The organism is Bradyrhizobium sp. NAS96.2, from assembly GCF_001908235.1.
Taxonomy (GTDB): domain Bacteria; phylum Pseudomonadota; class Alphaproteobacteria; order Rhizobiales; family Xanthobacteraceae; genus Bradyrhizobium.
In genome coordinates, this window is record NZ_LGHK01000100.1 from 20753 (window position 1) to 46558 (window position 25806).

Below are 25806 nucleotides of genomic sequence, written 5' to 3' on the forward strand. Positions count from 1 at the left end.
GCTCCCTGCGCAGCAAAGTTGGGCGCCCTTTTGTCATCGCGGGCGCGGCGACGCAATCCGCTATTTCTTGCCGCTATTTCTTGGCCCTAATTCTTGTAAGACACCCCCATGCCGGCGCGTACGTCGGCCTGGATCCCATAGGGTGCGATCGGATAGCGCAGGCCGTTCTTGGCGAGTTGCTTCATGCCCGCGATCGCCTTCACCAGATAGGCCGGTGGCAGCGCCATCAGCATCTCCTCGTCGGGCACGCCGCCGTAGCGGCGCTCGGCGAAGCACGGCAACGACAGGCTCGGCTCGCCGGTCTTCAGCGCCCGCCCCCACGAATCCGCGCACGCGGTCTCGCCGACCACGCCCCATTCGAACTTCTTGTAGCCGGTGTACTGCAGCCCGTTGATCAGGATGATCATCTGCCCCGGCGTCGCATAGACCAGGCAGATGTCCGGCGGATTGAGACGGCCGCTGGTCAGCGGGCTCACCGCCATCGCCTGGTACTGGCCATACGGCACCACGTCGAGCGCCTCCTGGCGCTTGCGCGCGTCTTCGGCGGTGCCGTGCCAGACGCCGACATAGTTCTCGCCGGCGAGCCACTTCTCGTCCTGCGGCGCGAGCCCGATCACCGCGCGGCATTGCGCGCCGACCAGATCGTCGCCGGTGATGCCGACGGTCCAGCCGAGCCGCGAGGCCATGCTGACGATCTGGTCCGTGGTGTGCACCGCCGACGGACGGCGGATCTTCGGGATCGCCTCCATCTCCTCGACGCGGGCGAACATCTTGATGCCGATGACCGTGGTCTTCAGCCGCAGCAGATTGTTCAGATCCGCGACGATTGCGCCGAGGTCGAGCTGTTCCGGCGGTGTCTGCTGTTGCATGGCGTGAACTCCCATGATCGGCAGCTTGGCGCTGCCTGTTGGTGGGATGTTAGCTGGATTGGTCGACGGAAGCGACCGGCTCGTCGCTCAACGCGGGCCCGGTCCCGGCAGCAAATCGTCGGTTTTGCCGGCCAGATGATAGGCCAGCAGCCCGATCCACTCCCGTGTGCCGAGATCGGTGCGCGACAAGCCCTCGATCGAAAGCGTCGCAAAACTGAAGACATTGCCGACGCGCCAGTCGACCGGATAGGCCTCGACGTTGAATCCCGCCTTGCGGAACAGCCCGACCGAGCGCGGCATGTGATAGGCCGAGGTGACGAGCAGCCAGCGCTCGCCCGGCTTGGGATCGACCAGCGCCTTGGAGAGCTCGGCGTTCTCCACCGTGTTGCGCGAGCGGCGCTCGATGATCAACCGCGACCTGGCAATGCCGAGGCTCTCGAACATCTCGGCGGCATAGTCGGCCTCGCGCGCATCATTCGAGATCAGGTTCGCGCTGCCGCCGGTGAACACGAGGCGCGCGTTCGGATACCTGCGCGCCAGCGCCGCCGCCGCGATGACGCGATCGGCCGCACTGCGCACGACAGGCGTCGCATGCGCGACCGACAGATCGGCATCGATCGAGCCGCCAAGCACGATGATGCCGTCGGGCGCGCCGCGCGAGGCGTCCCATGGCGGGAAGCGCTGCTCCAGCGTTGAGATCAGGACATTGCCGAGCGGCGAGAAGCCGCAGATCGCAAGCAGCAGCAGCGCGACAACCATCAACCTGCGGCCGAGACGCGCAAACCGCGTCAGCAGCAGCACGGCGCCGATCACGCCGATCCCGATCAGGAAATTGATCGGCAGCAGCATGATGCCGAGCGTCTTGGAGAGCACAAAAAACAAGGGAAGCCTCTGCGAAGTTCTGCTACAGCGTCATACGCTGCTGGGAAACTAATCAAAAGCCGTCACATGACCCATCATCATCTGAAGTCCAGTCCCGAAACCTGCCATTGCGGCTTCTTTGACGCCAAGCTGAAGCCGGTCCTCACGATCGCGAGCGGCGACGAGATCACGATCGAAACCGTCAACGGCACGCCGGAGGTCGTACCCGACCGCGAGAAATTCCACGTGCCGCCGGAATTGGCCGACATCCATGCCAGGAACGCGCGGCCGGTGCCTGGACATATCCTGACAGGCCCGGTCGCCGTCGAAGGCGCGCAACCAGGCGATGTGTTGCAGATCGATATTCTCGACGTGCAGCTCCGGCAGGATTGGGGCTTCAACGTCATCAAGCCGTTGTCCGGCACCCTGCCCGACGATTTCGACGAGGTGCGGCTGCTCAACATCCCACTCGATCGCGAGCGCATGGTGGGCCGCCTGCCCTGGGGCCTCGACCTGCCGCTCAGGCCGTTCTTTGGCGTGATGGGCGTCGCGCCCCCGCCGGCCTGGGGTCTCATCACCTCGCTGATCCCGCGCGCGATGGGCGGCAATCTCGACAACAAGGAGCTCGGTCCCGGTGCGACGCTGTATCTGCCGGTGTTCGTACCGGGCGCGCTGTTCTCCTGCGGCGACGGCCATGGCGTGCAGGGCGACGGCGAGGTCTGCGTCACCGCGATCGAGACCGCGCTCACCGGCCGCTTCCGCCTGACCGTGCGCAACGACCTCAAGTTCACCTATCCGCGGGCCGAGACCGCGGACCATTACATCACCATGGCGATGGATCCCGATCTCGACCAATGCGCGATGCGGGCGCTGCGCGACATGATCGTGCTGCTCGGCGAGAAGCGGAATCTCTCCCGCGAGGACGCCTACACGCTGTGCAGCCTGGCCGCCGACCTGCGGGTCACCCAGACGGTCAACGGCTCCAAGGGCATTCACTGCATGATCGCCAAATCGGTCGTTCACGGCTGACAACCAGTCGATAAGCCGCACTTGTGTTCGGCAAGCGCGGCTCGATACAATCTCCGTCCCAACGAAACAAAAATGGACGGGGATGGATATGCTGAAGGACAGGCTTTCGCCGGCCGACGAGGCTGCGCGCGACAAGGAGATGCAGGAGACGCTCGCCGCCTGCCCGCGCATCCTCGATCTCATCGCCCGCGGCCCGCAGGGGGCGCCGGACGCCGAAGCTGCGATCTATCTGCGCTCGCCGCTCGATCCCAACCCGGTCGTGATTTCGAACGATCAGCTGATGGGCTGCATCAAGGCGGCCGAATCCTATTTCCGCGGCCAAGGCATCGGCAAGGATGATGCGGTGGCGATCCTGCTGCCCGCCTGTCCGGCCAGCATCGTCGCGATCTTTGGCGCCGCCGCCTGCGGGGTCGCCGAGCCGCTCAACCTGCTGTTCACGCGGGAGGCGATCACAGCCCAGCTCAATGCCATCAATGCGAAGCTGCTGATCGCGCCGCCGCCGGGAATGCCGGGCGGGCTCTATGAGCGGGTCGAGGGGCTGCAGCGCGAGGTGCCCTCGCTCAAGCGCATCGTGATCGCGCCGCTCGACGGCAGCATTTCCTTCGACGGCGAGGTGCTGCGGCCTGATCCGGCCTGGCGCGACGACTACGGCAAGTCGAGCGACATGAGCGAGGCCGACCGTGTCGCGGTGATGCTGCCGACCGGGGGCACCACCGGTCATCCCAAGGTGGCGCGGCTCACCAACCGCGCGATGGTCGCCTCCACCTTGTCCTCGCGGATGGCACTCGACTTCCACCGCGGCGAACGTGCGATGATCACGATGCCGCTGTTCCATGTCGGCGGCCTGTTCTGCACGACGGCCAATTGCCTGGCGGCCGGCACGACGATCTTCATCCCCGGCCCCGCCGGCGCGCGCGATCCGGCGCTGATCACGCATTTCTGGAAGATCATCGAGAAATACCGCGTCAACATCTCCGGCAACGTGCCGACCACGCTCGGCGCGCTGGCCGACATCCCGGTCGCGGACAGCGACATCTCGACCCTGCGCGTCACCGCCACCGGCGCCTCGATCTGCCCGCCGGAAATCGAACGGCGCTATCTTGCGACCTGGGGCGGTCCCTGCATCCAGCAGCTCTACGGCATGACCGAGCTTGCCGGCGCCATCACCCATGACGTCCACGGCGTGAAGCCGCGCGCCGAAAGCGTCGGCACCCGCAATCCACTGGTCGAGCTCGCGATCCTCGAGGGCGGCAAGCTGCACACCGGGCCGTGGCCCTCGCCGGTCGGCGAGCTCCTGACCAGGGGCCCGCAGGTGTTCGCCGGTTACGTCGACAAGAAGCAGACCGAAGAGGCGTTCCGCGACGGCTGGCTGCGCACCGGCGACATCTGCCGCATCGATGCCGACGGCTTCGTCTACATCATGGGCCGCGCCAAGGACGTCATCATCCGCGGCGGCCACAACATCGACCCGCGCGCGATCGAAGACGCCGCGCTGGCGTTTCCAGGCGTCGCACTGGCCGCGGCGGTCGGACGCCCCGACAGTTATGCCGGCGAAGTGCCGATGCTGTTCGTCTCGGCGCAGCCCGGCGCGCATATCGATCCGCAGGCGCTCGCCGCTTTCGTGCAGGACAACATCCTGGAGCCGCCGGCGCGCCCGCGCGTGGTGTCGGTGATTGCGGAGATGCCGGTCACGCCGGTCGGCAAGATCTTCAAGCCGAAGCTGCGCGAGATCGCCGCCGGCGAGGCTGCGCGCGAGCTGCTGGCGCGGGAAGGATTGTCCGGCGAGGTCCGTGTGGAGGCCATCACCGACCCGTCCCGGGGCCTGTACCTGAGCGTGACCGCGCCCGCGGACCAGGCCGAAACGGCTGAGCGGCTTCTCAAGACGTTCCCGGTCAAGGTCGAGTTGCGCGCCTAACCCGTTAATATACTTAAATAATCTTATCCCGACGCCGCGCCGGAATCGATCTCCGGCGCGGCTGTTCGCATTTTGTGGCCGGTGGCTTGACGAACTGCCACATCCCTAAATAGACTCTAAATAGATACTTTTCAGTACAGGCGTTCAGGGTTAAGCGTTTCTTCATGGCTACGGAAAAGGCCGAAACCGACCGCGTCCCGGTCACACTGGCGCTCTCGACCATTGGTTACCTCGAGAAGCTGGTGAGACAGGGCACCCACGGCACGAGCGTCCCGGGCGTTGCACGGACATTGATCGAGGAAGGCATTCGACTCGCCATCAAGGACGGGTTGCTTGCAATCCGCGATAACGGCCGCACGCCCTGAGAGCATGATCCTCGCGACAAACGCGGAGCGTTTGCGCGGAGCTCAAGAGACAAGGGGCGTATGTGCCGGCGCGGCGGTTCAACACAGAACGTGGAACCGTCAGATGATTGTCAACCAAGAGACCTGGACGCCGGAGCGCGTCGACCAACTCAAGATCTACTTTGAAGCCGGCCTCTCCTGCCGCGACATCGCCGTCAATATCGGCGTCAGCCGCAATGCGGTGATCGGCAAGCTGTCGCGGCTGAACCTCACCCGCACGACGCCGGACGAACGCAGGGCGCGGCGGAAGAAAGCCACCGCGCACGCCGCGCAACGGGCGACCGCGAAGCAGCAGCTCCGGCTGCTCCAGGCGGTCTACGAGCCGGAGCCCGACGATGCGCCTGTTGTCAGCGTCAACAGCTGCTCGCTGTTCGAATTGAGCGAGCAGCGCTGCCGCTGGCCGATCAGCAGCCCGGGCGCCGATGATTTCTGCTTCTGCGGCAACACGCCGCTCGGCGGCATGCCCTATTGCTCAGGGCATTACCGCCTCGCCTATCAGGCTGGGTCGCGCCAGCGCGCGATGCGCGGGTAGTTGATAGCAACTCGGAAGCGCCGATCCCGTCATCCTGAGGAGGCCGCAACGCGGCCGTCTCGAAGGATCGACGGCCACTAACCCTGCCGTGCATGCTTCGAGACGCGCGTTCCGCGCTCCTCAGTATGACGGATTTCACGAGGTGCCGATCAGCCGACCTTCCAGCCGGTCGCCGCCACGAGGTCCTGATAAAACTCCGGCGTGTAGGCCTGCTCCGGCGTCTTGCGCACACGCTCGTCGAGCATATGCGCATCGTCGCCGACCAGGATGCGCCAGCGATCCGCCTTGACGCCGTCGAGGATGATCTTGGCGGCGGCAGCTGCCGAGGTCGGCGCCTCGTCGTGGAAAATGCGGGCACGATCGAGCGCGAGCTGCTGGATGTCGGCATCCGACATCTTGGCCACGTCGATGCCCTGCCCTTGCAGACGCTGGCGAGCCTGCTTGAGCTCGTCGGGATTGAGCTGGTCGGAGCCGTTCTGCACCTTACGCGAGTTCGACACGATCGAGGTGCCGATGTGACCGGGCATCACGACCGAGCATTTGACGTGCGGCGCGTTGAGGCGGAGATCGTTGATCATCGCCTCGGTGAATCCCTTCACCGCGAATTTCGCCGCGCTGTAGGCGGTGTGCGACACGCCGAGGCCGACTGAGGCCCAGAAGCCGTTGACGCTCGACGTGTTGACGATGTGCGCCTCGTCGGCCTTCACCAGCAACGGCAGGAAGGTGCGGACGCCGAGATAGACGCCGCCCCAGCAGATGTTGAAGGTGCGCTCCCATTGCTCGCGGGTGTTGGTGAACAGGCTGCCGCCGCCGCCGATGCCGGCATTGTTGAACAGCAAGTGGATCTTGTCGGTCGCCTGCTGCTCGATCAGCTCATCGCGGAAGCGCTTGTAGTGATCCTCGATCGAGACGTCGGCAATGTGGGTGGTGATGCGCAGGCCCTGCGGCAGCTTCTCGACCTCGCAGAGCCGCTTGGTCTCGGCCATCGCCTCGGCCGAGACGTCGCACATCGCGACATTGCATCCCTCGGCAACGAGCTGCCGTGCGAGCTCACGCCCCATGCCCGTGCCGCCACCCGTGATGACGGCAATCTTTCCGGCGAAATCCTTCATGTGAGATCCGTTCCTTCCCTGCTTTTTTCTTGCTTTCGGCTGGAGCGCGGATCGCAGTCCCGGCCGTTTGACTGCGGCACTGTACATCACCGAATTGTCGCCCAGCAACGGCGCCCGGCGCTCACGCGCAGTTGAGCCGCGTGTGGCGGATCGAGACAGAGGATGACGTAACGAAATCATTCCGCGTTACGAACAATCTGACATCGACAACCGGAGACGATGATCGTGCACATCGTGAACAGATTGGTCGCGACCACGCTGATGGCGATCGCGTAGCAGTCGCCTGAAGACCTGGTCGCGCAGCGCGTGGCGTCACGAATGATCGGGCTCAACTCCCGGGATTGATCTGCGCTATTCGGCGGTTTCGATCCGCACCGGCGCGCGCCGGCGCAGGACGGCGGTGCCAGCGCTCATGATGAGCTTGAGCAGACCGCGCCCCGAGAAGTCGATGACCACCTCATGGTGCCGCAATCCCTTGCCGCCCTTCACCAGCCCGAGATCCCGGATCAGGCAGTAATGGCCACTGCTCATCCGAGCCAGACGGCTGTTCTTGAAGCGTCCCATGAACGACGAGAATGCACTGCGGATCGATTCCGTCAAATCTTGACGGCGTCGAATCGACGCGGCGGGGCGAGCCTGCTTGCGAGCGGCAATCTGCGGTGCCGCGCGCATCGCGATCTCCGGCGCCGGTTCGTGGCCATGAATCAAAAACCTCCGGCAGGGCATTGCCGGAGGTTTGGGAGGCTTAGCATTCAGCCAAGAGCCATCATTCAATGTGTTGGCCGTGGTGTATATAGTTTAGTAGATCAGCTAAGTAAATAAGTTTGCCGCTGATGAATCGCATGGCTCGTCTTCGTTCTTCGCGTAGACCGAAATGTCGCAGCCAATCTTCCGCTACCACCTCTTCCGGTCGGAAGAAAAAACCCCGGCAGTTACCTGCCGGGGTTCTGGGATCGTGATCAGATCAACCGGTATTACCAGTTGCGCTGAGCGCGGAAGAGCATCTGGACAGTGTCCTGATCCTTCAGCTCGTAGGTCGCGGTCGGCTTGCCGATACCAGCCGACGAGGTGGTGATCGTGCCGGCATACTTCTGATCGAGATGGACGTAGGTCACGTCGGCCGAGAAGGTCAGGTTCTTGACCGGGGTCCAACGGGTGATCAGGCCGATCTGTCCGATGTTGTAGTCGGGGTTGCAGTTGGTCACGCCAGCGCCGCCACCGAAGGCCGTGCGGAACGTGCCACCGACGCCGCCAACGCCGCAGATGAGCGACTTCGCCGTGTCGTTGTACATGACCGCAGCGTAGGCACCGTACAAGCTGGTGTTCCAGTAGGGGTCCCAGTTGTGAGTGTACGCGCCGCGGAAGCCCCAGGTCTTGATCGACTGCTGCTGGCCGCCAGGGCCGAACACCGTATCGGGCGCCGTGCCGAAGCCGACGCTTTGATAGGCGCCCGCCAGGTTCGTGCTGCCGAAGATGGCGATCGAGCCGAGGCCGCTGGCCAGTTCCTGGATGTTGTAACGGGTCGCACCGTCAGTGTAGACGCCCTGGATGTTGATGGTGTCGCCGGGTCCGGTCGGGATATTCTTGATCGACAGGGCCAGTGCACCCGCCCAACCCCACTTGTCGTCGGGATGACCGGTCAACTCGGTGCCGCCGTAGTACGCAGCATGGTTGTCATGCGCGGCGACCGACGCCTGGAAGAGACCCCAAGCCTGGTCGACCTTGAGCGCGGCGACGAAGTCCGGCGCGATCGTGCCGGCGTAGTCGCTGGAGCCGTAAGCGCCGCCGACGCCGAGGTTGTTCACGCCAGCCTGCATGTAGGCAACCTGGTCCTGCGCCGACAGAGCCAGCGAGACGCCGTTGCCGAACTGCGCGGTGTAGGTGAACTGGTTGATGCCGTTGGTGGTGCTCACGCCGCCGACGAGAGCGTCGTAGTTGTTGCCCGGATAACCGTTCCAGGGAGCAGCGAACTGCGAGACCGCCTTACCCATGGTGAAGCCGGCGAACTGGATGAAGGCGTAGTAGACGCCGACCGAGCCGGCAGCGACGTTGCCCGAACCAGCGTTGTTCGGAGCGGCAGAGCTGCCGATCGCCGAGTAGACGGACGAGCCGTTGCCCTGGCCGGTGTAGGTATCCGAGGTCCAGGTGAACACCGCATCGAAATATGTGCGGACCACGCCGTACTCGGTCGCGGTGCGCGTATCGATGTTGAAGTCTTCACGCGAACGCCAGGTATAGCCGTTGGTGAAGCGGTTGTTGGCGCCGCTGGCACCGTTGGTGTTCGGGCCGTAGACGCTGTTGCCGTTGACCACAACGTCAGCGCGCACATAGCCGCCCAGCTTGATGCAGGTGTCGGTGCCGGGGATGTAGTAGAAGCCCGGACCATAGAGCGAGCAAACCTTCACGTATTCGACCGCTTTGGCCTTAACGGGAAGATCGGCCGCCTGTGCCCCGCCGACCGCGACCAGCGCGGCGGCCGAGCCCAGAATAAGGCTCTTCGCCAATGTCATATTAAACCTCCAAGTTGCTCATATGCGTAGAGTCGGGGTCGCGAGCGCCCCGTGATCCTCCCGCATTGTCCAAGACCGTTTTCCCCAAACCCCGCACCCGCAGATCAATCTCTGGAGTGCGGCGGACTTGAACGATCACCGCAACGGGACGATCGAGATTCCCCTACCGCCGGGTTCAATATGCATTGGCGAGTTCGCCAAACAAAATAGTTTATAAAGTCAGGAATGCGAATGCGGCCACACTGTGTCCCGCCAGCAACGCTCGATGTAACCACCTCACACACATGGGCAAATTTGTCGCACCCAAATAGCCCCATCGTCACATACGCATCATAATTGCTTTACGTTCACTTGCCTTCCCGAGCGACTTACTAGAAAAAACGTCCCGTCGACGCGGGAAACAAGAAATAAATCAGCACAAAGCTGAGTCGGCACCTAGGGAAGGGGAAGCTGTGTCAGCGACCAGGAAGGACCAGGCGCGTTTGCGCGCCATCGAGCATCTCGACATCATCAAGCGCTTTACGCTCGAGATCTCGTCCATCAATTCGCATCTCGAACGGGTCCGCCAGCTCTGGGGCAAGGCGCTCGGCGTCAGCGGTCCGCAATGGATGATCCTCATCGCGATCTCGGATCTCGACAAGGATGACGGTGTGCCGATCAACGTGGTGTCGAAGCTGCTGCATGTCGATCCGTCGTTCGTGACCACGCAGTCCAAGCTGCTCGAGCAGAAGGAGCTGCTGCGTCGCTCGCCCTCCCCGGCCGACGCGCGCGTGGTCCGCCTGTCGCTGACCGACAAGACCCGAAAGCATCTGGCGGGCCTCGCCGAGCAGCACAAGGCGTTCAAGAAAACCGTGTTCGAGGAATTCAGCGAGCACGAGCTGGCCGAGTTCACCGCCAAGCTCGCGATGCTCAACAACCGCCTGGAAAAGGCGTGCCTGATCGCGGCGATGGATTTCGAGACGTGAGGCGGCGGGGCCGCATCGGGCCGAAATCAACGCCGCCAAATGTTTTGAAAACCCGAATGCTTTGAAAAATGGTCGGAGCGAGAGGATTTGAACCTCCGACCCCTAGTCTCCCAGACTAGTGCGCTAACCGGGCTGCGCCACGCTCCGATGTCGTTCCATTAGCTGCGATCCAGCGTTCGCGCAAGGCGGAGCAGGCGCTTAAAGGCTGCAATCCGGGGCCCCGGTTCCCATCCCGGTTTCCTTGGCTCAGCCGTCCTTCATCGCCGCATCGATTAGCTGCCGGCAGGCGACCAGCTCCTGCAACACGCGTTCGAGCCGCTCCCGATCCGCTGACGGAACGGTGGGGCGCACCGGCGGCGCAGCCGCCGCCTTGCCCGGGTGGGCATGCGCCTTGTAGGTCGACAGGATCGGATCCACGTCGGGATCGACGAATCGGTAGTCGATTCCTCCCTCGTCGCCGTCGCCCTCCTCGCCGTCGAAATCGAGGCCGTCAGTGCTCTCGAGGTCGTCGGGCTCGGCCATGCTGTTGCCGACCGCCTCCTCGACCGCGCCGAACGAGACCGCGGCGGTCTGGTCGGCGATGCCCTGCACCGACTTGATGCCGTGCTCCTTCAGGATCCGCTGCACGCCGCGGATGGTGTAGCCCTCGCCGTAGAGCAGCCGGCGGATGCCCTTCAGCAGGTCGACGTCGTCGGGGCGATAATAGCGGCGGCCGCCGCTGCGCTTCATCGGCTTGATCTGCGCGAAGCGCGTTTCCCAGAACCTCAGCACATGCTGGGGAATATCGAGCTCATCTGCGACTTCACTGATGGTACGGAACGCATCCGGCGCCTTGTCCAAATGCCCGCTCCTCTGGCTTCAATGCCTGGAGCCTCCTCCGTTCCGGTTGAATCGGAACGGGACTCCAGACTCTGGTTCTGGCGCGTCTTCTTCACGCGAACCGGGTATCCACTTCGCTTGAAAACGCCCTAGTCGGCCTTGCTGCCGTCGCCATTGGTGACGACGTGGCCGTTGATCCGCTGCTTCAGGATCGCCGACGGCTTGAACACCATCACACGCCGCGGCGAGATCGGCACCTCGGTGCCGGTCTTTGGATTGCGGCCGATACGCTGGCCCTTCTTGCGCACCATGAAGGAGCCGAACGAGGACAGCTTCACCGTCTCGCCCTTTTCCAGGCAATCGGTGATCTCCTTCAGCACCAACTCGACAAACGCCGACGATTCCGTGCGCGACAGACCTACCTTTTGGTAGACCGCCTCGCACAAATCGACGCGCGTCACTGTTTTTCCGGTTCCCGTCGTCATCGCCTGCCCCGCACTCTCGGCGAACAATTTCTTGACTGAAATTAAAAGCTTAGCGCGCAATGGTCAACAGCGACCAGCATGCACGCTGGAAAAGAACCTTACGAAATATCCGTCCTTTTAAGCGAAGCGCTCACCAGCGCACGAGCGCCGAGCCCCAGGTGAAGCCGCCGCCCATCGCCTCGAACAGCACCAGATCGCCCTTCTTGACGCGTCCGTCCTTCACGGCGACCGACAGCGCGAGCGGGATCGAGGCCGCCGAGGTGTTGCCGTGCTTGTCGACCGTCAAGACCACCTTCTGCGGCGCAATATGCAGCTTATGGGCCGACGCGTCGATGATTCGCTTGTTGGCCTGGTGCGGGATGAACCAGGTGATGTCGTCGGCGGTGAACCCGGTGGCATTGAACGCATCGACGATCACGTCGGTGATCATGCCGACGGCGTGCTTGAACACCTCGCGGCCCTCCATCCGGAGGTAGCCGACCGTCTTGGTCGAGCCGGGACCGCCATCGACGAACAGCTTCGACTTGTGGCGCCCGTCGGAGCGCAGATGCGTCGTCAGCACACCGCGATCGTCGGTCGTGCCGGACTGCTGCTGCGCCTCCAGCACGACCGCGCCAGCGCCATCGCCGAACAGCACGCAGGTGCCGCGGTCGTTCCAGTCGAGGATGCGCGAGAAGGTTTCGGCGCCGATCACAAGCGCCCGCTTGTGATGGCCGGCGCGCAGGAAATTGTCGGCGGTGGTCAGCGCAAAGACGAAGCCGGAGCACACCGCCTGCAGATCGAAAGCGACGCCATGGTCGATGCCGAGCGCATGCTGGACCGCGACCGCGGTCGCCGGGAACGTGTTGTCGGGCGTCGAGGTCGCCAGCACGATCAGGTCGATCGACTGGGCGTCGATCCCGGCATCGGCGAGCGCTGCGCGCGCCGCGTTGATCGCAAGATGCGAGGTGAACTCGTCGTCGGCGGCGATGTGCCGCTCGCTGATGCCGGTGCGCTGCACGATCCAGTCATCCGACGTGTCGATTCGCTGAGCCAGTTCGGCATTGGTCAAAACCCGCTCCGGCAAATATGAGCCGCAGCCGAGCACTACCGAACGTATCGCAGTCACGAGACAGCCTCCTGCGCGGTCTGCGCCTGCACCAGGGCGCTGCCGTCGCGGTTGAGCATCTGATTGATCTTGGTGAGGAGATCGTAGTGGGCCATCTCATAGCCAACATCCACCGCATAGGCAAAGCCTTCCGCGTTGATGCCGCCATGGCTCTTGACCACCACGCCGTTCAGGCCGAGCAGCAGGCCGCCATTCGACTTGTTCGGATCGAGCTTGTCGCGCAGCTTCTGGAACGCGCCGCGGGCAAACAGGTAGCCGATCCGCGCCAGCCAGCTCGACGACATCGCCTCGCGCAGCAGCGTGAACATCTGGCGCGCGGTTCCCTCGGCGGCCTTGAGCGCGATATTGCCGCTGAACCCTTCCGACACGATGACGTCGGCGAGCCCCTTGCCGATCGCGTCGCCCTCGACGAAACCGATATAGTTGAACTGGTTCGAGTTCATCGCGCGCAGCATCTCGGCCGCCTCGCGAATTTCGCCGTGGCCCTTGATCTCCTCGGAACCGATATTGAGCAGGCCGACGGTCGGCCGTTCGAGGTTGAACAGCACGCTAGCCATGGCGCTGCCCATCACCGCCAGCGTCGCCAGATGGCGGGCGTCGCCGCCGATCGAGGCACCGAGATCGAGCACGACCGAATCGCCGCGCAAGGTCGGCCACACCGCGGCGAGCGCCGGGCGGTCGACGCCGGGCAGTGTCCGCAGATTGATCCCACCCATCGCCATCAGCGCGCCGGTATTGCCGGCGGAGACCGCGACATCGGCCTCGCCATGCTTCACCGCGTCGATCGCCAGCCACATCGAGGACGCACGGCGGGTCCGCCGCAGCGCCTGGCTCGGCTTCTCGTCATTCTTCACGGCGACGTCGGTATGGATCACCTTCGATACCGCCTTCAGCCCAGGATGTTTCGCGAGCTCCGGCTCGATCTGGGCCTGGTCCCCGACCAGCAGGAATTCGCTGTCGGGATGACGGCTCAACGAGATCGCGGCGCCGGGAATGACGACGGAAGCGCCGACGTCGCCCCCCATGGCGTCAAGCGCGATTCGAACCTTATGAGGCATGAACGTCCCGGAAGCCTGCTCTCCCGCAGCCCTTCAGACGAAGACCGCGAGCTTGAAGTCACCGCCGTCAACGGCGCCCGGCGAAAACCAACTCGGGTCTCGGCCGGGCCGCGACAATAGCGTGTCCGCGGTCCGACACAACCTCTTGACCACAAACAAGGCAGTGGCCGAACCGTCACGCAACGCATTAAGATATATCAGAAATACATTGTATTTCAATGCATTGTGACACTTATTTGAAGTGATCGCGAACGCCATTCGCGCAACTCCGCAGGCAAGCCATCCCCGCAAATGTGACGCCGGCTGCCTTTAACTGCCCTTGGGCTTCTTGCCGTCCGCCTTGTCCTTCAGCGCCTTCAGGGCGGCGAAGGGATGATTTTCCGGGTCCGGCGCTTCAACCTCTTGTTCAAAGACCGCATCCACCTTGCGCGGATACGGGTCGATGCCGAGGAAAAGCGCATCGGTGGCAAGCCGGCCGATGTCGATGAAGCCGCCGACGATCGGCTCCGGCGGGTCCGGCGTCTCCTCGTCACTCTCCTCGGCGTCGTCGACCAGGTCGGCCATTTGCGGGATCTGCTCCGGCGGCGCGAACACCACGTCGATCGGCTCATCGATCTCGTTCTCGATCGGATCGAGCGTCACCACGCAGGTCTGCCCGACCCTCGCCTGAACCCGGCCGGTGACGTGATAGCTGCCGTCGCGCTTGGGCTGCAGATCGAACTCCGCCTGCGCGGACATGACTTCCCGCAACTCCGCGGCATCGGCCATCGCCTTGCGCGCCGCCTCGTCGGCTACGATCGCACGATGCAGCCCGGTCTCGGGGATCTGCGCGACGTTGACGAGCACCCGCCAAGGATCGCGATCACGCTCGGGCCGCCCTGTGCTGCCGCCGCTCATGCCGCGCTCCCCGCAACCTGTGGCGCCGGAAAGCGCCATTCACCCTGGGTCAGCGCCGCACGGTCGGCGCGTGCCAATTCGGCCAGCGCTGCCCGGGCATAGGCGGCCAGTTCGCGGGCCTTGTCGATGTTCTGACCATTGAGGATGTTCTTGCAGAACGACTCGGCCAGGGCCTGGTCGCTGTCGGTCAGCGCCAGGTCATAGGCCGCGGTGCGGCCGTAAAAGGCCTCGCCGAACGCCTGCATGCGCTTCGGCACCGTGAGGTCGCCGACGCCCATTTCCCTGAGATTGTCGTCCATGTCGATGCAGAAATGATCGAACAGGGCCTGCGACAGCTCCCCGCCGCCCTCGACGGATTTTAATCGCCGCAACACCATCCACAGGTGCATCAGAAGCAGGTCAAAACGGCCGTTAACCGTGTCCGGAACGCCCAAGTCACGGTAAAATAACGGTTCTCGCGCCTGCGTCACGATCATGCCATAGATGGTCTCAATGGTGCTGCGCGCGGGCACCCGGGGTCTTTTGAAGTGATTGAACGGCCAAAGCATAGCGGGTTCCGGCTGCCGGCCCCCCAAAGGACGCCTGTTGAGGGCTCGCCCATTGGAGCTCGGCATGATTGCAATCCATTGAGCTGCCCGGTACGTCAATGCTCCGGCCGATGCAAGGGGACGGATCAGTTCCGCCGATGAACCACACTCTTCCCAAACCGTCTCGCGCGGCTTTCGCGCGCGGGTTCTTCGCGCGCTTCCGCGCCATCGCGGTCGTTGGCCTGTTCTGCGCCGCCGCGCTCGGCGGCTGCGCCGGTGAGCAATTCCAGAAGGGCTACATCCTGCCCGACGGCGCGCTCGAGCAGATTCCGATCGGCGCGAGTCAGGATCAGGTGCTGATCGTGCTCGGCACGCCCTCGACGGTCGCAACGCTGGACGGCGAGGTGTTCTACTACATCTCGCAACGGACCTCGCGTCCAGTCGCCTTCATGAATCAGCGGGTGGTCGACCAGCGCGTCATCGCGGTCTATTTCGACAAGAACCGGCAGGTGCGCCGGCTTGCCAATTACGGCCTGAAGGACGGCAAGATCTTCGACTTCGTCAGCCGGTCCACGCCGACGTCGGGCCAGGAAATGTCCTACCTGACACCGCTGTTCAAGCTGCTGAGCTTTAACTAGCGCGTAAGGAACTGCGCCAGTTTGTCGCTTGCCCGACGGGCAAGCGCTCCCCTAGGCTTGCTCACAAACAAGAGCCTGAGCAGGGGGTAAGCGCGTGAGAGCCAAGAGTTTTTCCCGTCGTACGGTATTGTCCGGCACGGCCGCGTTGGCGGCCGCATCGATCCTGCCGCGCGCAAGCTTGGGGGCCGGCGACTGGCGGCCGACCGAGACCGTTCGGATCATCGTGCCGGCAGCAGCCGGCGGCTCGACCGACGTGATGGGACGGCTGCTTGCCGCGCATTTGCAGCCGCTCTGGGGCCAGTCGGTGGTGGTGGAGAATCGCTCCGGCGCCGGCGGCACCATCGGCACATCAGAGGTCGCGCGCAGCAAGGGCGACGGCCACACCATCCTGATCGGCAATCCCGGCCCCAACGCGATCGCCTTCAGCATCTTCCGCAATCTGACCTACAAGGCCGACCAATTGCAGGCGGTCTCCAACATGATCCGGATCCCGAACATCGTCTCGGCGCATCCGTCGACCGGCATCAAGTCGATTCCGGAACTGATCGCCTTTCTGAAGAAGAACCCCGACAAGCTCACCTATGGCTCGTCCGGCACCGGACAGAGCCCTCACCTCACCGGCGCCTGGTTCCTGCAACTCACCGGGTTGAAGATGACGCACGTGCCATTCCGCGGCGCTGGCCCTGCGCTGCAGGCCGGGCTCGCCGGCGACATCCAGATCCTGTTCGACAATCTCTATCCGTCGCTGCCGCAGGTGCTGGACGGCAAGCTCAACGGGCTCTGCGTCACCACGACCGACCGCAGCGAGTCCGCGCCCAATCTGCCTGTCATGCGCGAGGGTGCGCCGGAACTCGCAAAATTCGATGTCGCGTCCTGGTTCGGCGTATTCCTGCCGAAGACCGCGCCCGCGCCCGTGATCGACGAGCTGAACCGCCAGATCAAGGCGATGCTGGAGCGCGACGACGTCAGGAAGAACATCGCTGGCATGGGCGCGCGCGCCGACTACGGCACGCCGCAGCAATTCTCCGATTTCGTCGATGCCGAGACCAAGAAGTTCGCCGCGATCATCGAAAAGGAAGGGCTCCAGATGGAGGTCAAGTGACCGCGCAGCCGTCATTCCGGGGCGATGCGAAGCATCGAACCTCAGATGCGCAATTGCGCATCGGGGAATCTCGAGATTCCGGGTTCGGTCCTGCGGACCGCCCCGGAAGGACTTCGGTTGGACCTACCCGCTTTGCTAATACGAATCCTTTCCGGAGCACGCTCTGGCTCATTCTACGACGACTTGTTGATCTTCTTGACCTTGGCGTCGGTTGCTTCAATCGACATCGCCAGCTCCATGATTGCCTGCGACAGCAGCTCGATGGCCTCCTTCTGATCCTGCGACTTGGAGGCGCGCAGCGCATAGTTCCGGGCGGATGAGAGCGACATCGATTGATCTCCGTTTGGTTAGCGTCTGGTTCTCAGCGGATACCGTTGGCGGAATACACCGTCATTGCGAGGAGCGACAGCGACGAAGCAATCCATGTCCCCGCTTGTGAAGCGATGGATTGCTTCGCGGAGCCTGTCATCGGGCGCGCGTTCGCGCGACCCTTTGGCTCGCAATGACGGTGCGATATTTCCCGCCCCCCTTGAAACAAAAACCCCGCGGCTCGCACCGCGGGGTTTTGCAGTCGTCTATGTCGCGACGCTCAGTGCGCCAGGATCGCCAGCAGCAGCAGCGCCACGATGTTGGTGATCTTGATCATCGGGTTCACCGCCGGGCCGGCCGTGTCCTTGTAGGGATCGCCGACGGTGTCGCCGGTCACCGCGGACTTGTGGGCGTCAGAGCCCTTGCCGCCGTAGTGGCCGTCCTCGATGTACTTCTTGGCGTTGTCCCAGGCACCGCCGCCCGAGGTCATCGAGATTGCGACGAACAGGCCGGTGACGATGACGCCGAGCAGCATGGCGCCGACCGCGGAGAATGCCGCCGACTTGCCGGCCGCGCCGCCGCCCGCGATCGCATAGATCAGGAAGTAGACGACGATCGGCGACAACACCGGCAGCAGCGAGGGGATGATCATCTCCTTGATCGCCGCCCGGGTCAGCAGATCGACGGCCTTGCCGTAGTCCGGCTTGTCGGTGCCCTGCATGATGCCGGGCTTCTCGCGGAACTGACGGCGCACCTCCTCGACGATCGCACCCGCTGCGCGTCCGACCGCGGTCATGCCCATCGCACCGAACAGATACGGCAGCAGGCCCCCGAACAGCAGGCCCACCACGACGTAAGGATTGTTCAGGGAGAAGTCCGGGTTGACGCCCTTGAAGTAGGCATGGGCGTTGGCGTCGCTGATGAAGAATTTGAGGTCCTGATTATAGGCCGCAAACAGCACCAGCGCACCGAGACCGGCGGAGCCGATCGCATAGCCCTTGGTCACCGCCTTGGTGGTGTTGCCGACCGCGTCGAGCGCGTCGGTCGACTTGCGCACTTCCTTGGGCAGGCCCGCCATCTCGGCGATGCCGCCGGCGTTGTCGGTGACCGGGCCGAAGGCGTCGAGCGCGACGATCATGCCGGCCAGCGCCAGCATGGTGGCGGTCGCAATCGCGATGCCGAACAGGCCGGCCAGGCTGTAGGTGACCAGAATGCCGGCGATGATCACGATCGCGGGCATCGCGGTCGCCTCCATCGAGACCGCGAGGCCCTGGATCACGTTGGTGCCGTGACCGGTGACGGAGGCCGCCGCAATTGACTTCACCGGGCGATAGTCGGTGCCGGTGTAGTACTCGGTGATCCAGATGATCAGGCCGGTGACGACGAGGCCGACCACGCCGCATTCGAACAGCGCCATGCCGGTGTAGTCGACGCCATCGAGCTTGCCGAAGCCGATCAGCCAGTTGATCACGGCCGCGACGCCGACCAGCGACAGGATGCCGGTGGCGATCAGGCCCTTGTAGAGGGCACCCATGATCGACTGGCTGGCACCGAGCTTGACGAAGAAGGTGCCGATGATCGAGGTGATGATGCAGACGCCGCCGATCGCGAGCGGCAGGGTCATCATGTTCACCAGGATCGGGGTCTTGGCGAAGAAAATCGCCGCGAGCACCATGGTGGCGACCGCGGTCACCGCGTAGGTCTCGAACAGGTCCGCCGCCATGCCGGCGCAGTCGCCGACATTGTCGCCGACGTTGTCGGCGATGGTGGCCGGGTTGCGCGGATCGTCCTCGGGGATGCCGGCCTCGACCTTGCCGACGAGGTCGCCGCCGACGTCAGCACCTTTGGTGAAGATGCCGCCGCCGAGACGGGCGAAGATCGAGATCAGCGAGGCGCCGAAGCCGAGCGCCACCATGGCGTCGACAACAGTGCGGCTGCCCGCTTCCAGCCCCATGAACTTGACCAGCACCATGAAGTAGATGGTGACGCCGAGCAGCGCGAGACCGGCAACCAGCATGCCGGTGATCGCGCCTGCCTTGAAGGCGAGCTCGAGGCCGCCGGCGAGCGACGTGGTCGCCGCCTGCGCGGTGCGGACGTTGGCGCGCACCGAGACGTTCATGCCGATGAAGCCGGCCGCACCCGACAGGATGGCGCCGATCGCAAATCCGAGGGCCACCAGAAGGCCAAGGAAGTAGGCCAGCACCACGAAGATCACGATACCGACCATGCCGATCGTCGTGTATTGCCGCCGCAGATAGGCTTGTGCACCCTCGCGCACCGCGCCCGCGATTTCCTGCATGCGGGCATTGCCCGCATCCGCGTTCAAGACCGACTGCGTCGCCCAGATCGCGTAGACGATGGAAAGCGCCCCGCAGAGCACAATCAACCATAAAGCTGTCATTGAATGTTGCCTCAGATCCTTGATGTAACCCCCCGCGCCTTCTTGTGCCGCTAGGGGGCGGCAGGCGCTTATTTTGCGAGGACAACCCTCCCCAAAAACGGATTGCCTCAAATCGGGCGCGACCTTGCCAAAATCGTTACCGCTGCGCAACGCCACCTGCGGCCGAAAACGCCGATATCGGCAGCTATTTAGAAGGAAAATCGGCGCAGTCCGGCCGGGAATTCTAGAAATGGCTGTAGGACAGCCGCTTCAACTTCAGTTCCCTGCCCTGCCCGTCGAGGAAGCTTGGTGGTGACGAACCGGCAATGAGGCCGCCGATGGCGGTCACAGTGACCTTGGCCTGGCGTGCCTCTCGCAGGAAGGCGTCTGTGCGATCGCCAGGCACCGCGCACAGAAGTTCGTAGTCGTCGCCGCCAGCGACCAGGGTCTCGATCCCAACCGCCTTGCGTGCGAGCAGCCCCGCGGCCGCTGATGACAATGGGACGCTGGGCACGTCGATCACGGCCGTCACACCGCTGGCTGCACAAAGCTTGGCCAGATCGCCGGCGAGACCGTCGGACACATCCATCGCCGCGCTGGCGTGGGCGCGGACGGCACGGGCAAGTGCGTTGCGCGGCTGCGGAACACGGTAGCGGGCGGCAAGAAAATCCCGCCCGGCGGCATCGTCCGCCAGCGCCGCCGCGACCGGACCTCCTTGCAGCACATCGAGACCGAGCGCGGCATCGCCGATCGTGCCGGTGACGAACACGCGGTCGCCCGCCTGCGCGCCAGCGCGATGCACCATCTTGCCCTGCGGCAGCCGGCCGAACGCGGTGATCGAGATCATCAGCGGCCCTGGCGTGGAGACTGTATCGCCGCCGAGCAGCGGACAGCCAAAATCGACCGCGTCCTCGCCAAGCGCCCGGGCGAACGGCTTCAGCCAGCTCTCATCGACCTTGCGCACGGCCAGCGTCAGCACGAAGCCTGCAGGCGTAGCTCCCTTGGCCGCGATGTCGGACAGGTTCACCCGCAGCGCCTTGCGCGCCAGCGTGTCGGGTGGATCATCGGGGAGGAAATGCACGCCCTCGACGATGGCATCGGTGGTGACCACGATGTCCTCGCCGGCCGCCCGCAGCGCGGCGGCGTCGTCGTCGAGGCCGAACGCGCCCGGATCGGTCGCCAGCGGCTTGAAATAGCGCGCGATCAGGGAGTCTTCGCCGGAGGCCGGTTTGCTTGCTTCGGTCATCAACCCGTCATCCTGAGGTGCGAGCGGAGCGAGCCTCGAAGGATGCACGGCCCCGGCTCTGCCACCGAGCCACGCCGCCACCCTTCGAGGCCTCCGCTTCGCTGCGGCACCTCAGGATGACGGCTACAGCAAGAGTTGTCGCCTAGAACTTAGCCCCGCACAAACTCGTCGCCGCGGAACTGGCGCGCGATCTGGTCGAGCACGGCGTTGACCATGCCGGTCTCGTCCTTCTCGACAAAGGCATGCGCGACGTCGACATATTCGGACACCACCACGCGGCCCGGCACGTCCTTACGGTGCTCCAGCTCATAGGAGCCCGCCCGCAATACCGCGCGTAAAATCGCGTCGATCCGCTTCAGCGGCCAGCCCTTCGACAGCGCCTCGTCGATCAAGGGATCGAGCTTGGCCTGGTCGCGCACCACGCCGGAGACGACATCGCGGAAGAACGCCGCTTCCGCCGGCAGATATTTGTCGCCCTCGACCTCGTTGCCGAGCCAGTGGCTCTCGAACTCGGCGAAGATGTCGTTGATGCCGGCGCCGCCGATGTCCATCTGGTACAGCGCCTGCACGGCGGCGAGCCGTGCCGCGCCGCGCCGGTTGGCTTTCCGGTCAGCTTGTTTGCCGGGTTTGTTGTTGTCAGCCATGGTCAGGCCCTTGCCAGGCGGCGTTTGATCCGCAGCATCGCGATCGCCGCCCGCGCGGCGTCGCCGCCCTTGTTCAGCTCGCTGGCGCGCGCCCGCGCCCAGGCCTGCGCCTCGGTGTTGACGGTGAGGATGCCGTTGCCGAGCGGGAATTTCCGGCTCACGGCCAGATCCATCAAGCCGCGCGAGGATTCCTGCGAGACGATCTCGAAATGGATGGTATCGCCGCGCACCACGCAGCCGAGCGCGATCGCCGCGTCATAAGGCTTGCCGTTCGCCGCAGCCGCATCGATCGCAATCGCGATCGCGGCCGGAATCTCCAGCGCGCCGGGCACCGTGATCACGTCGTGGCTGGCGCCGGCGGTCTTCAGCTCCGCCAGCGCGCCTTCCAGCAGCGCATCCTGGATGTCGTCATAAAACCGGGCCTCGACGATCAGCACGCGAGCGCCTGTGATGTTGGTCTGGTCCTTCAGGGGTGCGCGCCGCGCGTCAGCCATTGCAATAACCAATCGGAACTTGGGGAGGATTTGTGCAGCGTTTTAGGCGCAGCAGGTGGTAAAGCCAAGGGCAATACTGGCCCGGATGTCACCGCGATCGACCTGATTTTTCAGGTCGGCTTCGTCAGCAATGCATGGGATATTCGGCCGGAAGTCGCCCGGACCGAATTGGCACATAAGGACGTCCGGCTCCGCCGCAATGCCCCGGATCGAGGCTATTTCATCTCCGACAGCCGCGCGGCGTAGCGGGCCATCAGATCGACCTCGATATTGACCTCGCTGCCGGCCTTCCAGCCGCTCAGGGTCGTGACGCTGAGCGTATGCGGGATGATCAGCACCGAAAACGTGACGTCGTCGACCGTGTTCACGGTCAGCGACACGCCGTCCAGTGTGACCGAGCCCTTCGCCGCGATGAAACGCGCCAGTTCGCGGGTGGTTCTGAGCTCGAAGCGCGCCATGTCGGGCAGATCGTCGCGCTTGACGATGGTGGCAATGCCGTCGGCATGCCCGGCCACGATGTGACCACCGAGCTCATCGCCGATCTTGAGCGCGCGCTCGAGGTTGAGCTTGCCGCCCTGCCCCCAATGCTTGGCCGTGGTCATGCCGAGCGTCTCGGCCGCGGCATCGACGTCGAACCAGGTCTTGCCGTCGGCGGTGCCGGAGGCGACCACGGTGAGGCAGACGCCGTTGCAGGCGATCGAGGCGCCGTCCGCGATCGTGGTCTGGTCGTAGTCGCAGGCAATCCGCATCCGGTGCAGCTGCCCCTGCGCGACTGGCTTCAGGCTGGTGATCTCGCCGACATCGGTGACAATTCCGGTAAACATTACGCACGCTCGTAGATATTGAGACTGTCTTTGCCGAGGGTTTCGCTAGCACGAAGGCGGAAGGTCGGCGACTGCGTGATTGCGTCGAGCGGCATTGCGCCCAGCGCGGGAACGCCATCGGCGCCGATCGCATCGGGCCCGCGCAACAGCCAGATTTCATCGACGAGGCCGGCTGCCACGAAAGAATTTGCCACGCGAGACCCGCCCTCGACCAAGAGCCGCGTGACTCCCTTCTCCGCCAGCGCATGCAAGACGGCGGGCAGATCGAGCCCGTGAGGCGTGCTGGCGGCAACGCGGATCACCTGCGCACCGGCAGCGCCAAGCTTCACCGCAGCGGGTGCTTCCGCCAAGTCAGACGTCATCAACCAGAGCGGCGTCTCGCGCGCGGAATGCACCATTCGGCTGTCGCCCGAGATCCGCAGCGCACGATCCAGCACCACGCGCACCGGCGAGCGCGCCGCCATGCCGGGCAGCCGGCAGGTCAGCAGCGGATCGTCGGCCTTGACCGTGCCGATGCCGACCAGGATCGCATCGCTCTGCGCGCGCAGCAGATGCACCCGGGTCCGCGCGGCCTCACCGGTGATCGCAACCGGCTTGTGGCCGTGGGCGGCAATCTTGTCGTCGGCGGATACCGCAAGCTTGAGGACCACATGCGGGCGCTTCTCCGTGATCCGGAGGAAATGTCCGGCATGGTCGTGCGCGGCCTCCGCCTGGCACAATCCGACATCGACCGCGATGCCGGCGGCGCGCAGTTTCGCGTGCCCCTTCCCGCCGACGTCCGGATTGGGGTCCTCGATCGCCGACACCACGCGGGCGAGCCCGGCTGCGACGACGGCGTCCGCACAAGGCGGCGAGCGCCCGAAATGCGAACACGGCTCGAGCGTGACATAGAGCGTGGCGCCGCGCGCCGCGTCGCCGGCGCGCCGCAGCGCCTCGACTTCGGCATGCGGGCGGCCGCCTGCTTGCGTCCATCCCCGGCCGACAATCACGCCGTCCTTGACGATCACGGCCCCGACCGCCGGATTGGGCCAGGTGCGCCCGAGCCCGCGGCGGCCGAGCGCGAGCGCGAGCTGCATGAAGCGCAGATCGGCGGCTTTGGCCTCTTTGGATTTCTGCGCGAACTGGTCTTCGAGAATGCGAAAGATCATTTTCGCAACGTTGCGAGCCGCGGATCCTCTTCGCCGGTCAACTCGTCGAGCACCGCCTCGAAATCCTTGGCCTCGCGGAAATTGCGATAGACCGAGGCGAAGCGCACATAAGCGACGTCGTCGAGCTGGCGCAGATGCTCCATCACGATCTCGCCGATCGCCTCGGATGAAACCTCCGCCTCGCCGCCGCTTTCGAGCTCGCGCACGATGGTCGAGACCATCTTCTCCACACGCTCGGACTCCACCGGGCGCTTGCGCAGCGAGATCTGCAGCGAGCGCACCAGCTTGTCGCGATCGAACGGCACGCGGCGGCCGTTGCGCTTGATCACGGTGAGCTCGCGCAGCTGCACCCGCTCGAAGGTCGTGAAGCGGAAGTTGCAGGCCATGCACACACGCCGCCTGCGGATCACGGCGGAGTCCTCGGTCGGACGCGAGTCCTTGACCTGCGTATCGAGAGAATTGCAGCTCGGGCAGCGCATCCGACGGGACCTTTACCTCTTAGTAGATCGGGAAGCGATCGGTCAGCGCCTTGACGCGCTCCTTGATCGCGGCCTCGACCAGCGGCGCCTTGCCGTCCGGCGACTGCGCCAGCGCGTTCAGCACTTCCGCGATCATGCCGCCGACCTGCTTGAACTCGGCGACGCCGAAGCCGCGCGTGGTCGCAGCCGGGGTGCCCAAGCGAAGACCCGAGGTCACGAACGGCTTCTCGGGATCGAACGGGATGCCGTTCTTGTTGCAGGTGATGGCGGCGCGCACCAGCGCCTTCTCGGAGATGTTGCCCTTCAGCCCCTTCGGCCTGAGGTCGACCAGCATCAGATGGTTGTCGGTGCCGCCGGAGACGATGTCGAGGCCGTGGCTGCGCAGCGTCTCCGCCAGCGCCTTGGCGTTCTCGACCACGTTCTTGGCATAGACCTTGAAGTCCGGCCGCAGCGCCTCGGCGAACGCCACCGCCTTGGCCGCGATGACGTGCATCAGCGGGCCGCCCTGCAGGCCCGGGAAGATCGCCGAGTTCAGCTTCTTGGCCAGCGTCTCGTCATTGGTCAGGATCAGGCCGCCGCGCGGACCGCGCAGCGACTTGTGCGTCGTGGTGGTGGTGACGTGGGCGTGCGGCACCGGCGAGGCATGCACGCCGCCGGCGACGAGGCCAGCGAAATGCGCCATGTCGACCAGGAGATACGCGCCGACCGAGTCTGCGATCTCGCGGAAGCGCTTGAAGTCCCAGGCGCGCGAATAGGCCGAGCCGCCGGCGATGATCAGCTTCGGCTTGACCTGCTCGGCCTGCTTCTGGACTTCGTCCATGTCGATGATCTGGTCCTCGCGGCGCACGGTGTAGTGCGCGGCCTTGAACCACTTGCCGGACATGTTGACCGGCGAGCCGTGGGTGAGATGGCCGCCGGCGGCGAGGTCGAGGCCCATGAAGGTGTCGCCGGGTTGCAGCAGCGCCAGAAACGCCGCCTGGTTCATCTGACTGCCGGAGTTCGGCTGGACGTTGGCGAAGCCGGCGCCGAACAGCTTCTTGGCGCGCTCGATCGCCAGCGTCTCGGCGACGTCGACCCATTCGCAGCCCCCGTAGTAGCGCGCGCCCGGATAACCTTCCGCGTATTTGTTGGTCATCACCGAGCCCTGCGCCTCCAGCACGGCGCGGCTGACGATGTTCTCGGAGGCGATCAGCTCGATCTCATGGCGCTGCCGGCCGAGTTCGCCCTTGATCGCAGCGGCGATCTCGGGATCGGCCTCGGCAAGGGTCGCCGTGAAGAAGGAATCGGGCGCGGAAGTGGTCTTGGGGGATGAGGTCATCGGCGAAATATCTCCACCGCCGCAAGCCTTTACTTAGGATGCGGACGGTCACGAGTGGCGGTCGAAGCTGGTTTCAGAGCGTTATCACATCGCCCCAAAATGGCCAAGCGGTTGCGGTCCCCGGCGGTCAATT

28 protein-coding genes and 1 tRNA gene are annotated in these 25806 nt (G+C 64.6%); 8 read left to right on the top strand and 21 right to left on the bottom strand.

Annotation, left to right across the window (positions count from 1 at the left end):
- Positions 1–86 precede the first annotated feature (86 nt).
- Both AC628_RS22060 and AC628_RS22065 read right to left on the bottom strand, forming a co-directional pair.
- Positions 87–869 (bottom strand): DUF169 domain-containing protein, encoded by a 783-nt coding sequence (locus tag AC628_RS22060; RefSeq protein WP_074128846.1) that lies wholly within the window; start codon positions 867–869, stop codon positions 87–89.
- Positions 870–956: 87 nt separating this feature from the next.
- A complete protein-coding gene (locus AC628_RS22065; RefSeq protein WP_083633082.1) occupies positions 957–1751 on the bottom strand; it encodes a YdcF family protein in 795 nt (264 codons plus the stop codon).
- Positions 1752–1817: 66 nt separating this feature from the next.
- Here AC628_RS22065 and AC628_RS22070 point away from each other — a divergent pair, with 66 nt between their 5' ends.
- The 4 genes from AC628_RS22070 (at position 1818) to AC628_RS22085 (ending at position 5610) form a co-directional block, all read left to right on the top strand.
- Complete coding sequence (locus tag AC628_RS22070; RefSeq protein WP_074128847.1) at positions 1818–2759, top strand: acetamidase/formamidase family protein; 942 nt, start codon at positions 1818–1820, stop codon at positions 2757–2759.
- Between the two features lie 88 nt (positions 2760–2847).
- Entirely contained in the window at positions 2848–4674 is a 1827-nt protein-coding gene (locus AC628_RS22075; RefSeq protein WP_245321270.1) for an AMP-binding protein, read from the top strand.
- 164 nt (positions 4675–4838) lie between these two features.
- Complete coding sequence (locus AC628_RS22080) at positions 4839–5039, top strand: hypothetical protein (RefSeq protein ID WP_016844973.1); 201 nt, start codon at positions 4839–4841, stop codon at positions 5037–5039.
- Between the two features lie 103 nt (positions 5040–5142).
- On the top strand, positions 5143–5610 hold the full coding sequence (locus AC628_RS22085) for a GcrA family cell cycle regulator (RefSeq protein ID WP_074128849.1): 468 nt from the start codon (positions 5143–5145) through the stop codon (positions 5608–5610).
- Between the two features lie 149 nt (positions 5611–5759).
- Here AC628_RS22085 and AC628_RS22090 read toward each other — a convergent pair whose 3' ends face one another.
- The 3 genes from AC628_RS22090 to AC628_RS22100 form a co-directional block, all read right to left on the bottom strand.
- Positions 5760–6722 (bottom strand): SDR family oxidoreductase, encoded by a 963-nt coding sequence (locus AC628_RS22090; protein ID WP_074128850.1) that lies wholly within the window; start codon positions 6720–6722, stop codon positions 5760–5762.
- Positions 6723–7073: 351 nt separating this feature from the next.
- Entirely contained in the window at positions 7074–7253 is a 180-nt protein-coding gene (locus AC628_RS45430; RefSeq protein ID WP_074128948.1) for a hypothetical protein, read from the bottom strand.
- 443 nt (positions 7254–7696) lie between these two features.
- Positions 7697–9232, bottom strand: a complete 1536-nt coding sequence (locus AC628_RS22100; protein ID WP_074128851.1) for a porin — start codon at positions 9230–9232, stop codon at positions 7697–7699.
- Positions 9233–9684: 452 nt separating this feature from the next.
- On the opposite strand from AC628_RS22100, the gene AC628_RS22105 reads away from it, so the two are divergent.
- Complete coding sequence (locus AC628_RS22105) at positions 9685–10197, top strand: MarR family winged helix-turn-helix transcriptional regulator (RefSeq protein WP_074128852.1); 513 nt, start codon at positions 9685–9687, stop codon at positions 10195–10197.
- A 69-nt stretch (positions 10198–10266) separates the two neighbouring features.
- Here the strand turns inward: AC628_RS22105 and AC628_RS22110 are convergent.
- The 7 genes from AC628_RS22110 to AC628_RS22145 all read right to left on the bottom strand — a co-directional run bounded on the left by AC628_RS22110 (position 10267) and on the right by AC628_RS22145 (position 15112).
- Positions 10267–10344, bottom strand: a tRNA-Pro gene (locus tag AC628_RS22110).
- A gap of 99 nt (positions 10345–10443) precedes the next feature.
- Positions 10444–11037: a MerR family transcriptional regulator gene (locus tag AC628_RS22115; RefSeq protein WP_074128853.1), complete on the bottom strand. Its 594-nt coding sequence runs from the start codon at positions 11035–11037 to the stop codon at positions 10444–10446.
- 128 nt (positions 11038–11165) lie between these two features.
- Positions 11166–11501 (bottom strand): integration host factor subunit alpha, encoded by a 336-nt coding sequence (locus tag AC628_RS22120; protein ID WP_035631661.1) that lies wholly within the window; start codon positions 11499–11501, stop codon positions 11166–11168.
- Positions 11502–11631: 130 nt separating this feature from the next.
- Entirely contained in the window at positions 11632–12609 is a 978-nt protein-coding gene (locus tag AC628_RS22125) for a beta-ketoacyl-ACP synthase III (protein ID WP_074128854.1), read from the bottom strand.
- Positions 12606–13667, bottom strand: coding sequence for a phosphate acyltransferase PlsX (gene plsX, locus AC628_RS22130; RefSeq protein WP_074128855.1), 1062 nt, complete (start codon positions 13665–13667; stop codon positions 12606–12608). The genes AC628_RS22125 and plsX overlap by 4 nt, the downstream gene beginning before the upstream one ends.
- 309 nt (positions 13668–13976) lie before the next feature.
- Positions 13977–14564: a YceD family protein gene (locus AC628_RS22140; protein WP_074128857.1), complete on the bottom strand. Its 588-nt coding sequence runs from the start codon at positions 14562–14564 to the stop codon at positions 13977–13979.
- Positions 14561–15112 (bottom strand): ubiquinol-cytochrome C chaperone family protein, encoded by a 552-nt coding sequence (locus AC628_RS22145; protein WP_074128858.1) that lies wholly within the window; start codon positions 15110–15112, stop codon positions 14561–14563. The genes AC628_RS22140 and AC628_RS22145 overlap by 4 nt, the downstream gene beginning before the upstream one ends.
- A gap of 137 nt (positions 15113–15249) precedes the next feature.
- On the opposite strand from AC628_RS22145, the gene AC628_RS22150 reads away from it, so the two are divergent.
- A complete protein-coding gene (locus AC628_RS22150) occupies positions 15250–15729 on the top strand; it encodes an outer membrane protein assembly factor BamE (RefSeq protein ID WP_074128859.1) in 480 nt (159 codons plus the stop codon).
- 94 nt (positions 15730–15823) lie between these two features.
- On the top strand, positions 15824–16831 hold the full coding sequence (locus AC628_RS22155; RefSeq protein WP_074128860.1) for a Bug family tripartite tricarboxylate transporter substrate binding protein: 1008 nt from the start codon (positions 15824–15826) through the stop codon (positions 16829–16831).
- Positions 16832–17004: 173 nt separating this feature from the next.
- On the opposite strand, the gene AC628_RS44135 is transcribed toward AC628_RS22155, so the two are convergent.
- The 5 genes from AC628_RS44135 to ribH form a co-directional block, all read right to left on the bottom strand.
- Positions 17005–17160, bottom strand: coding sequence for a hypothetical protein (locus tag AC628_RS44135; protein ID WP_167351864.1), 156 nt, complete (start codon positions 17158–17160; stop codon positions 17005–17007).
- A 260-nt stretch (positions 17161–17420) separates the two neighbouring features.
- Positions 17421–19541, bottom strand: coding sequence for a sodium-translocating pyrophosphatase (locus AC628_RS22160; protein WP_074128861.1), 2121 nt, complete (start codon positions 19539–19541; stop codon positions 17421–17423).
- Positions 19542–19764: 223 nt separating this feature from the next.
- On the bottom strand, positions 19765–20766 hold the full coding sequence (gene thiL / locus AC628_RS22165) for a thiamine-phosphate kinase (protein WP_074128862.1): 1002 nt from the start codon (positions 20764–20766) through the stop codon (positions 19765–19767).
- A gap of 149 nt (positions 20767–20915) precedes the next feature.
- Positions 20916–21410 carry a transcription antitermination factor NusB gene (nusB, locus tag AC628_RS22170; RefSeq protein ID WP_074128863.1) on the bottom strand — a complete coding sequence of 165 codons (495 nt, stop codon included), beginning with the start codon at positions 21408–21410 and terminating at the stop codon, positions 20916–20918.
- A 2-nt stretch (positions 21411–21412) separates the two neighbouring features.
- Positions 21413–21904 (bottom strand): 6,7-dimethyl-8-ribityllumazine synthase, encoded by a 492-nt coding sequence (gene ribH / locus AC628_RS22175; RefSeq protein WP_074128864.1) that lies wholly within the window; start codon positions 21902–21904, stop codon positions 21413–21415.
- A 30-nt stretch (positions 21905–21934) separates the two neighbouring features.
- Between ribH and AC628_RS43070 the strand changes: the two genes are divergently transcribed.
- Positions 21935–22150: a hypothetical protein gene (locus tag AC628_RS43070; protein ID WP_143201743.1), complete on the top strand. Its 216-nt coding sequence runs from the start codon at positions 21935–21937 to the stop codon at positions 22148–22150.
- Here the strand turns inward: AC628_RS43070 and AC628_RS22180 are convergent.
- Genes AC628_RS22180 through glyA form a run of 4 tightly spaced genes read right to left on the bottom strand, consistent with a single transcriptional unit; the run spans position 22120 to position 25673 of the window.
- Positions 22120–22728 carry a riboflavin synthase gene (locus tag AC628_RS22180; protein ID WP_074128865.1) on the bottom strand — a complete coding sequence of 203 codons (609 nt, stop codon included), beginning with the start codon at positions 22726–22728 and terminating at the stop codon, positions 22120–22122. The two genes, AC628_RS43070 and AC628_RS22180, sit on opposite strands and share 31 nt — an antisense overlap.
- Complete coding sequence (gene ribD / locus AC628_RS22185; protein ID WP_074128866.1) at positions 22728–23876, bottom strand: bifunctional diaminohydroxyphosphoribosylaminopyrimidine deaminase/5-amino-6-(5-phosphoribosylamino)uracil reductase RibD; 1149 nt, start codon at positions 23874–23876, stop codon at positions 22728–22730. The genes AC628_RS22180 and ribD overlap by 1 nt, the downstream gene beginning before the upstream one ends.
- Positions 23873–24355 carry a transcriptional regulator NrdR gene (nrdR, locus tag AC628_RS22190; RefSeq protein ID WP_016844999.1) on the bottom strand — a complete coding sequence of 161 codons (483 nt, stop codon included), beginning with the start codon at positions 24353–24355 and terminating at the stop codon, positions 23873–23875. Before nrdR ends, ribD begins: the two co-directional genes overlap by 4 nt.
- 19 nt (positions 24356–24374) lie before the next feature.
- Complete coding sequence (glyA, locus tag AC628_RS22195) at positions 24375–25673, bottom strand: serine hydroxymethyltransferase (protein WP_074128867.1); 1299 nt, start codon at positions 25671–25673, stop codon at positions 24375–24377.
- Positions 25674–25806 lie beyond the last annotated feature (133 nt).

Coding starts and splice junctions, on each gene's coding strand:
- AC628_RS22080 (WP_016844973.1), top strand. CDS start 4,839: ATGGCTACGGAAAAGGCCGAAACCGACCGCGTCCCGGTCACACTGGCG.
- AC628_RS22075 (WP_245321270.1), top strand. CDS start 2,848: ATGCTGAAGGACAGGCTTTCGCCGGCCGACGAGGCTGCGCGCGACAAG.
- nrdR (WP_016844999.1), bottom strand. CDS start 24,355: ATGCGCTGCCCGAGCTGCAATTCTCTCGATACGCAGGTCAAGGACTCG.
- AC628_RS45430 (WP_074128948.1), bottom strand. CDS start 7,253: ATGAGCAGTGGCCATTACTGCCTGATCCGGGATCTCGGGCTGGTGAAG.
- ribD (WP_074128866.1), bottom strand. CDS start 23,876: ATGATCTTTCGCATTCTCGAAGACCAGTTCGCGCAGAAATCCAAAGAG.
- AC628_RS22145 (WP_074128858.1), bottom strand. CDS start 15,112: ATGCTTTGGCCGTTCAATCACTTCAAAAGACCCCGGGTGCCCGCGCGC.
- AC628_RS22070 (WP_074128847.1), top strand. CDS start 1,818: ATGACCCATCATCATCTGAAGTCCAGTCCCGAAACCTGCCATTGCGGC.
- AC628_RS22090 (WP_074128850.1), bottom strand. CDS start 6,722: ATGAAGGATTTCGCCGGAAAGATTGCCGTCATCACGGGTGGCGGCACG.
- AC628_RS44135 (WP_167351864.1), bottom strand. CDS start 17,160: ATGTCGCTCTCATCCGCCCGGAACTATGCGCTGCGCGCCTCCAAGTCG.
- AC628_RS22085 (WP_074128849.1), top strand. CDS start 5,143: ATGATTGTCAACCAAGAGACCTGGACGCCGGAGCGCGTCGACCAACTC.
- AC628_RS22060 (WP_074128846.1), bottom strand. CDS start 869: ATGCAACAGCAGACACCGCCGGAACAGCTCGACCTCGGCGCAATCGTC.
- nusB (WP_074128863.1), bottom strand. CDS start 21,410: ATGGCTGACAACAACAAACCCGGCAAACAAGCTGACCGGAAAGCCAAC.
- ribH (WP_074128864.1), bottom strand. CDS start 21,904: ATGGCTGACGCGCGGCGCGCACCCCTGAAGGACCAGACCAACATCACA.
- thiL (WP_074128862.1), bottom strand. CDS start 20,766: ATGACCGAAGCAAGCAAACCGGCCTCCGGCGAAGACTCCCTGATCGCG.
- AC628_RS22160 (WP_074128861.1), bottom strand. CDS start 19,541: ATGACAGCTTTATGGTTGATTGTGCTCTGCGGGGCGCTTTCCATCGTC.
- AC628_RS22180 (WP_074128865.1), bottom strand. CDS start 22,728: ATGTTTACCGGAATTGTCACCGATGTCGGCGAGATCACCAGCCTGAAG.
- plsX (WP_074128855.1), bottom strand. CDS start 13,667: ATGCCTCATAAGGTTCGAATCGCGCTTGACGCCATGGGGGGCGACGTC.
- glyA (WP_074128867.1), bottom strand. CDS start 25,673: ATGACCTCATCCCCCAAGACCACTTCCGCGCCCGATTCCTTCTTCACG.
- AC628_RS22120 (WP_035631661.1), bottom strand. CDS start 11,501: ATGACGACGGGAACCGGAAAAACAGTGACGCGCGTCGATTTGTGCGAG.
- AC628_RS22140 (WP_074128857.1), bottom strand. CDS start 14,564: ATGAGCGGCGGCAGCACAGGGCGGCCCGAGCGTGATCGCGATCCTTGG.
- AC628_RS22100 (WP_074128851.1), bottom strand. CDS start 9,232: ATGACATTGGCGAAGAGCCTTATTCTGGGCTCGGCCGCCGCGCTGGTC.
- AC628_RS22150 (WP_074128859.1), top strand. CDS start 15,250: ATGAACCACACTCTTCCCAAACCGTCTCGCGCGGCTTTCGCGCGCGGG.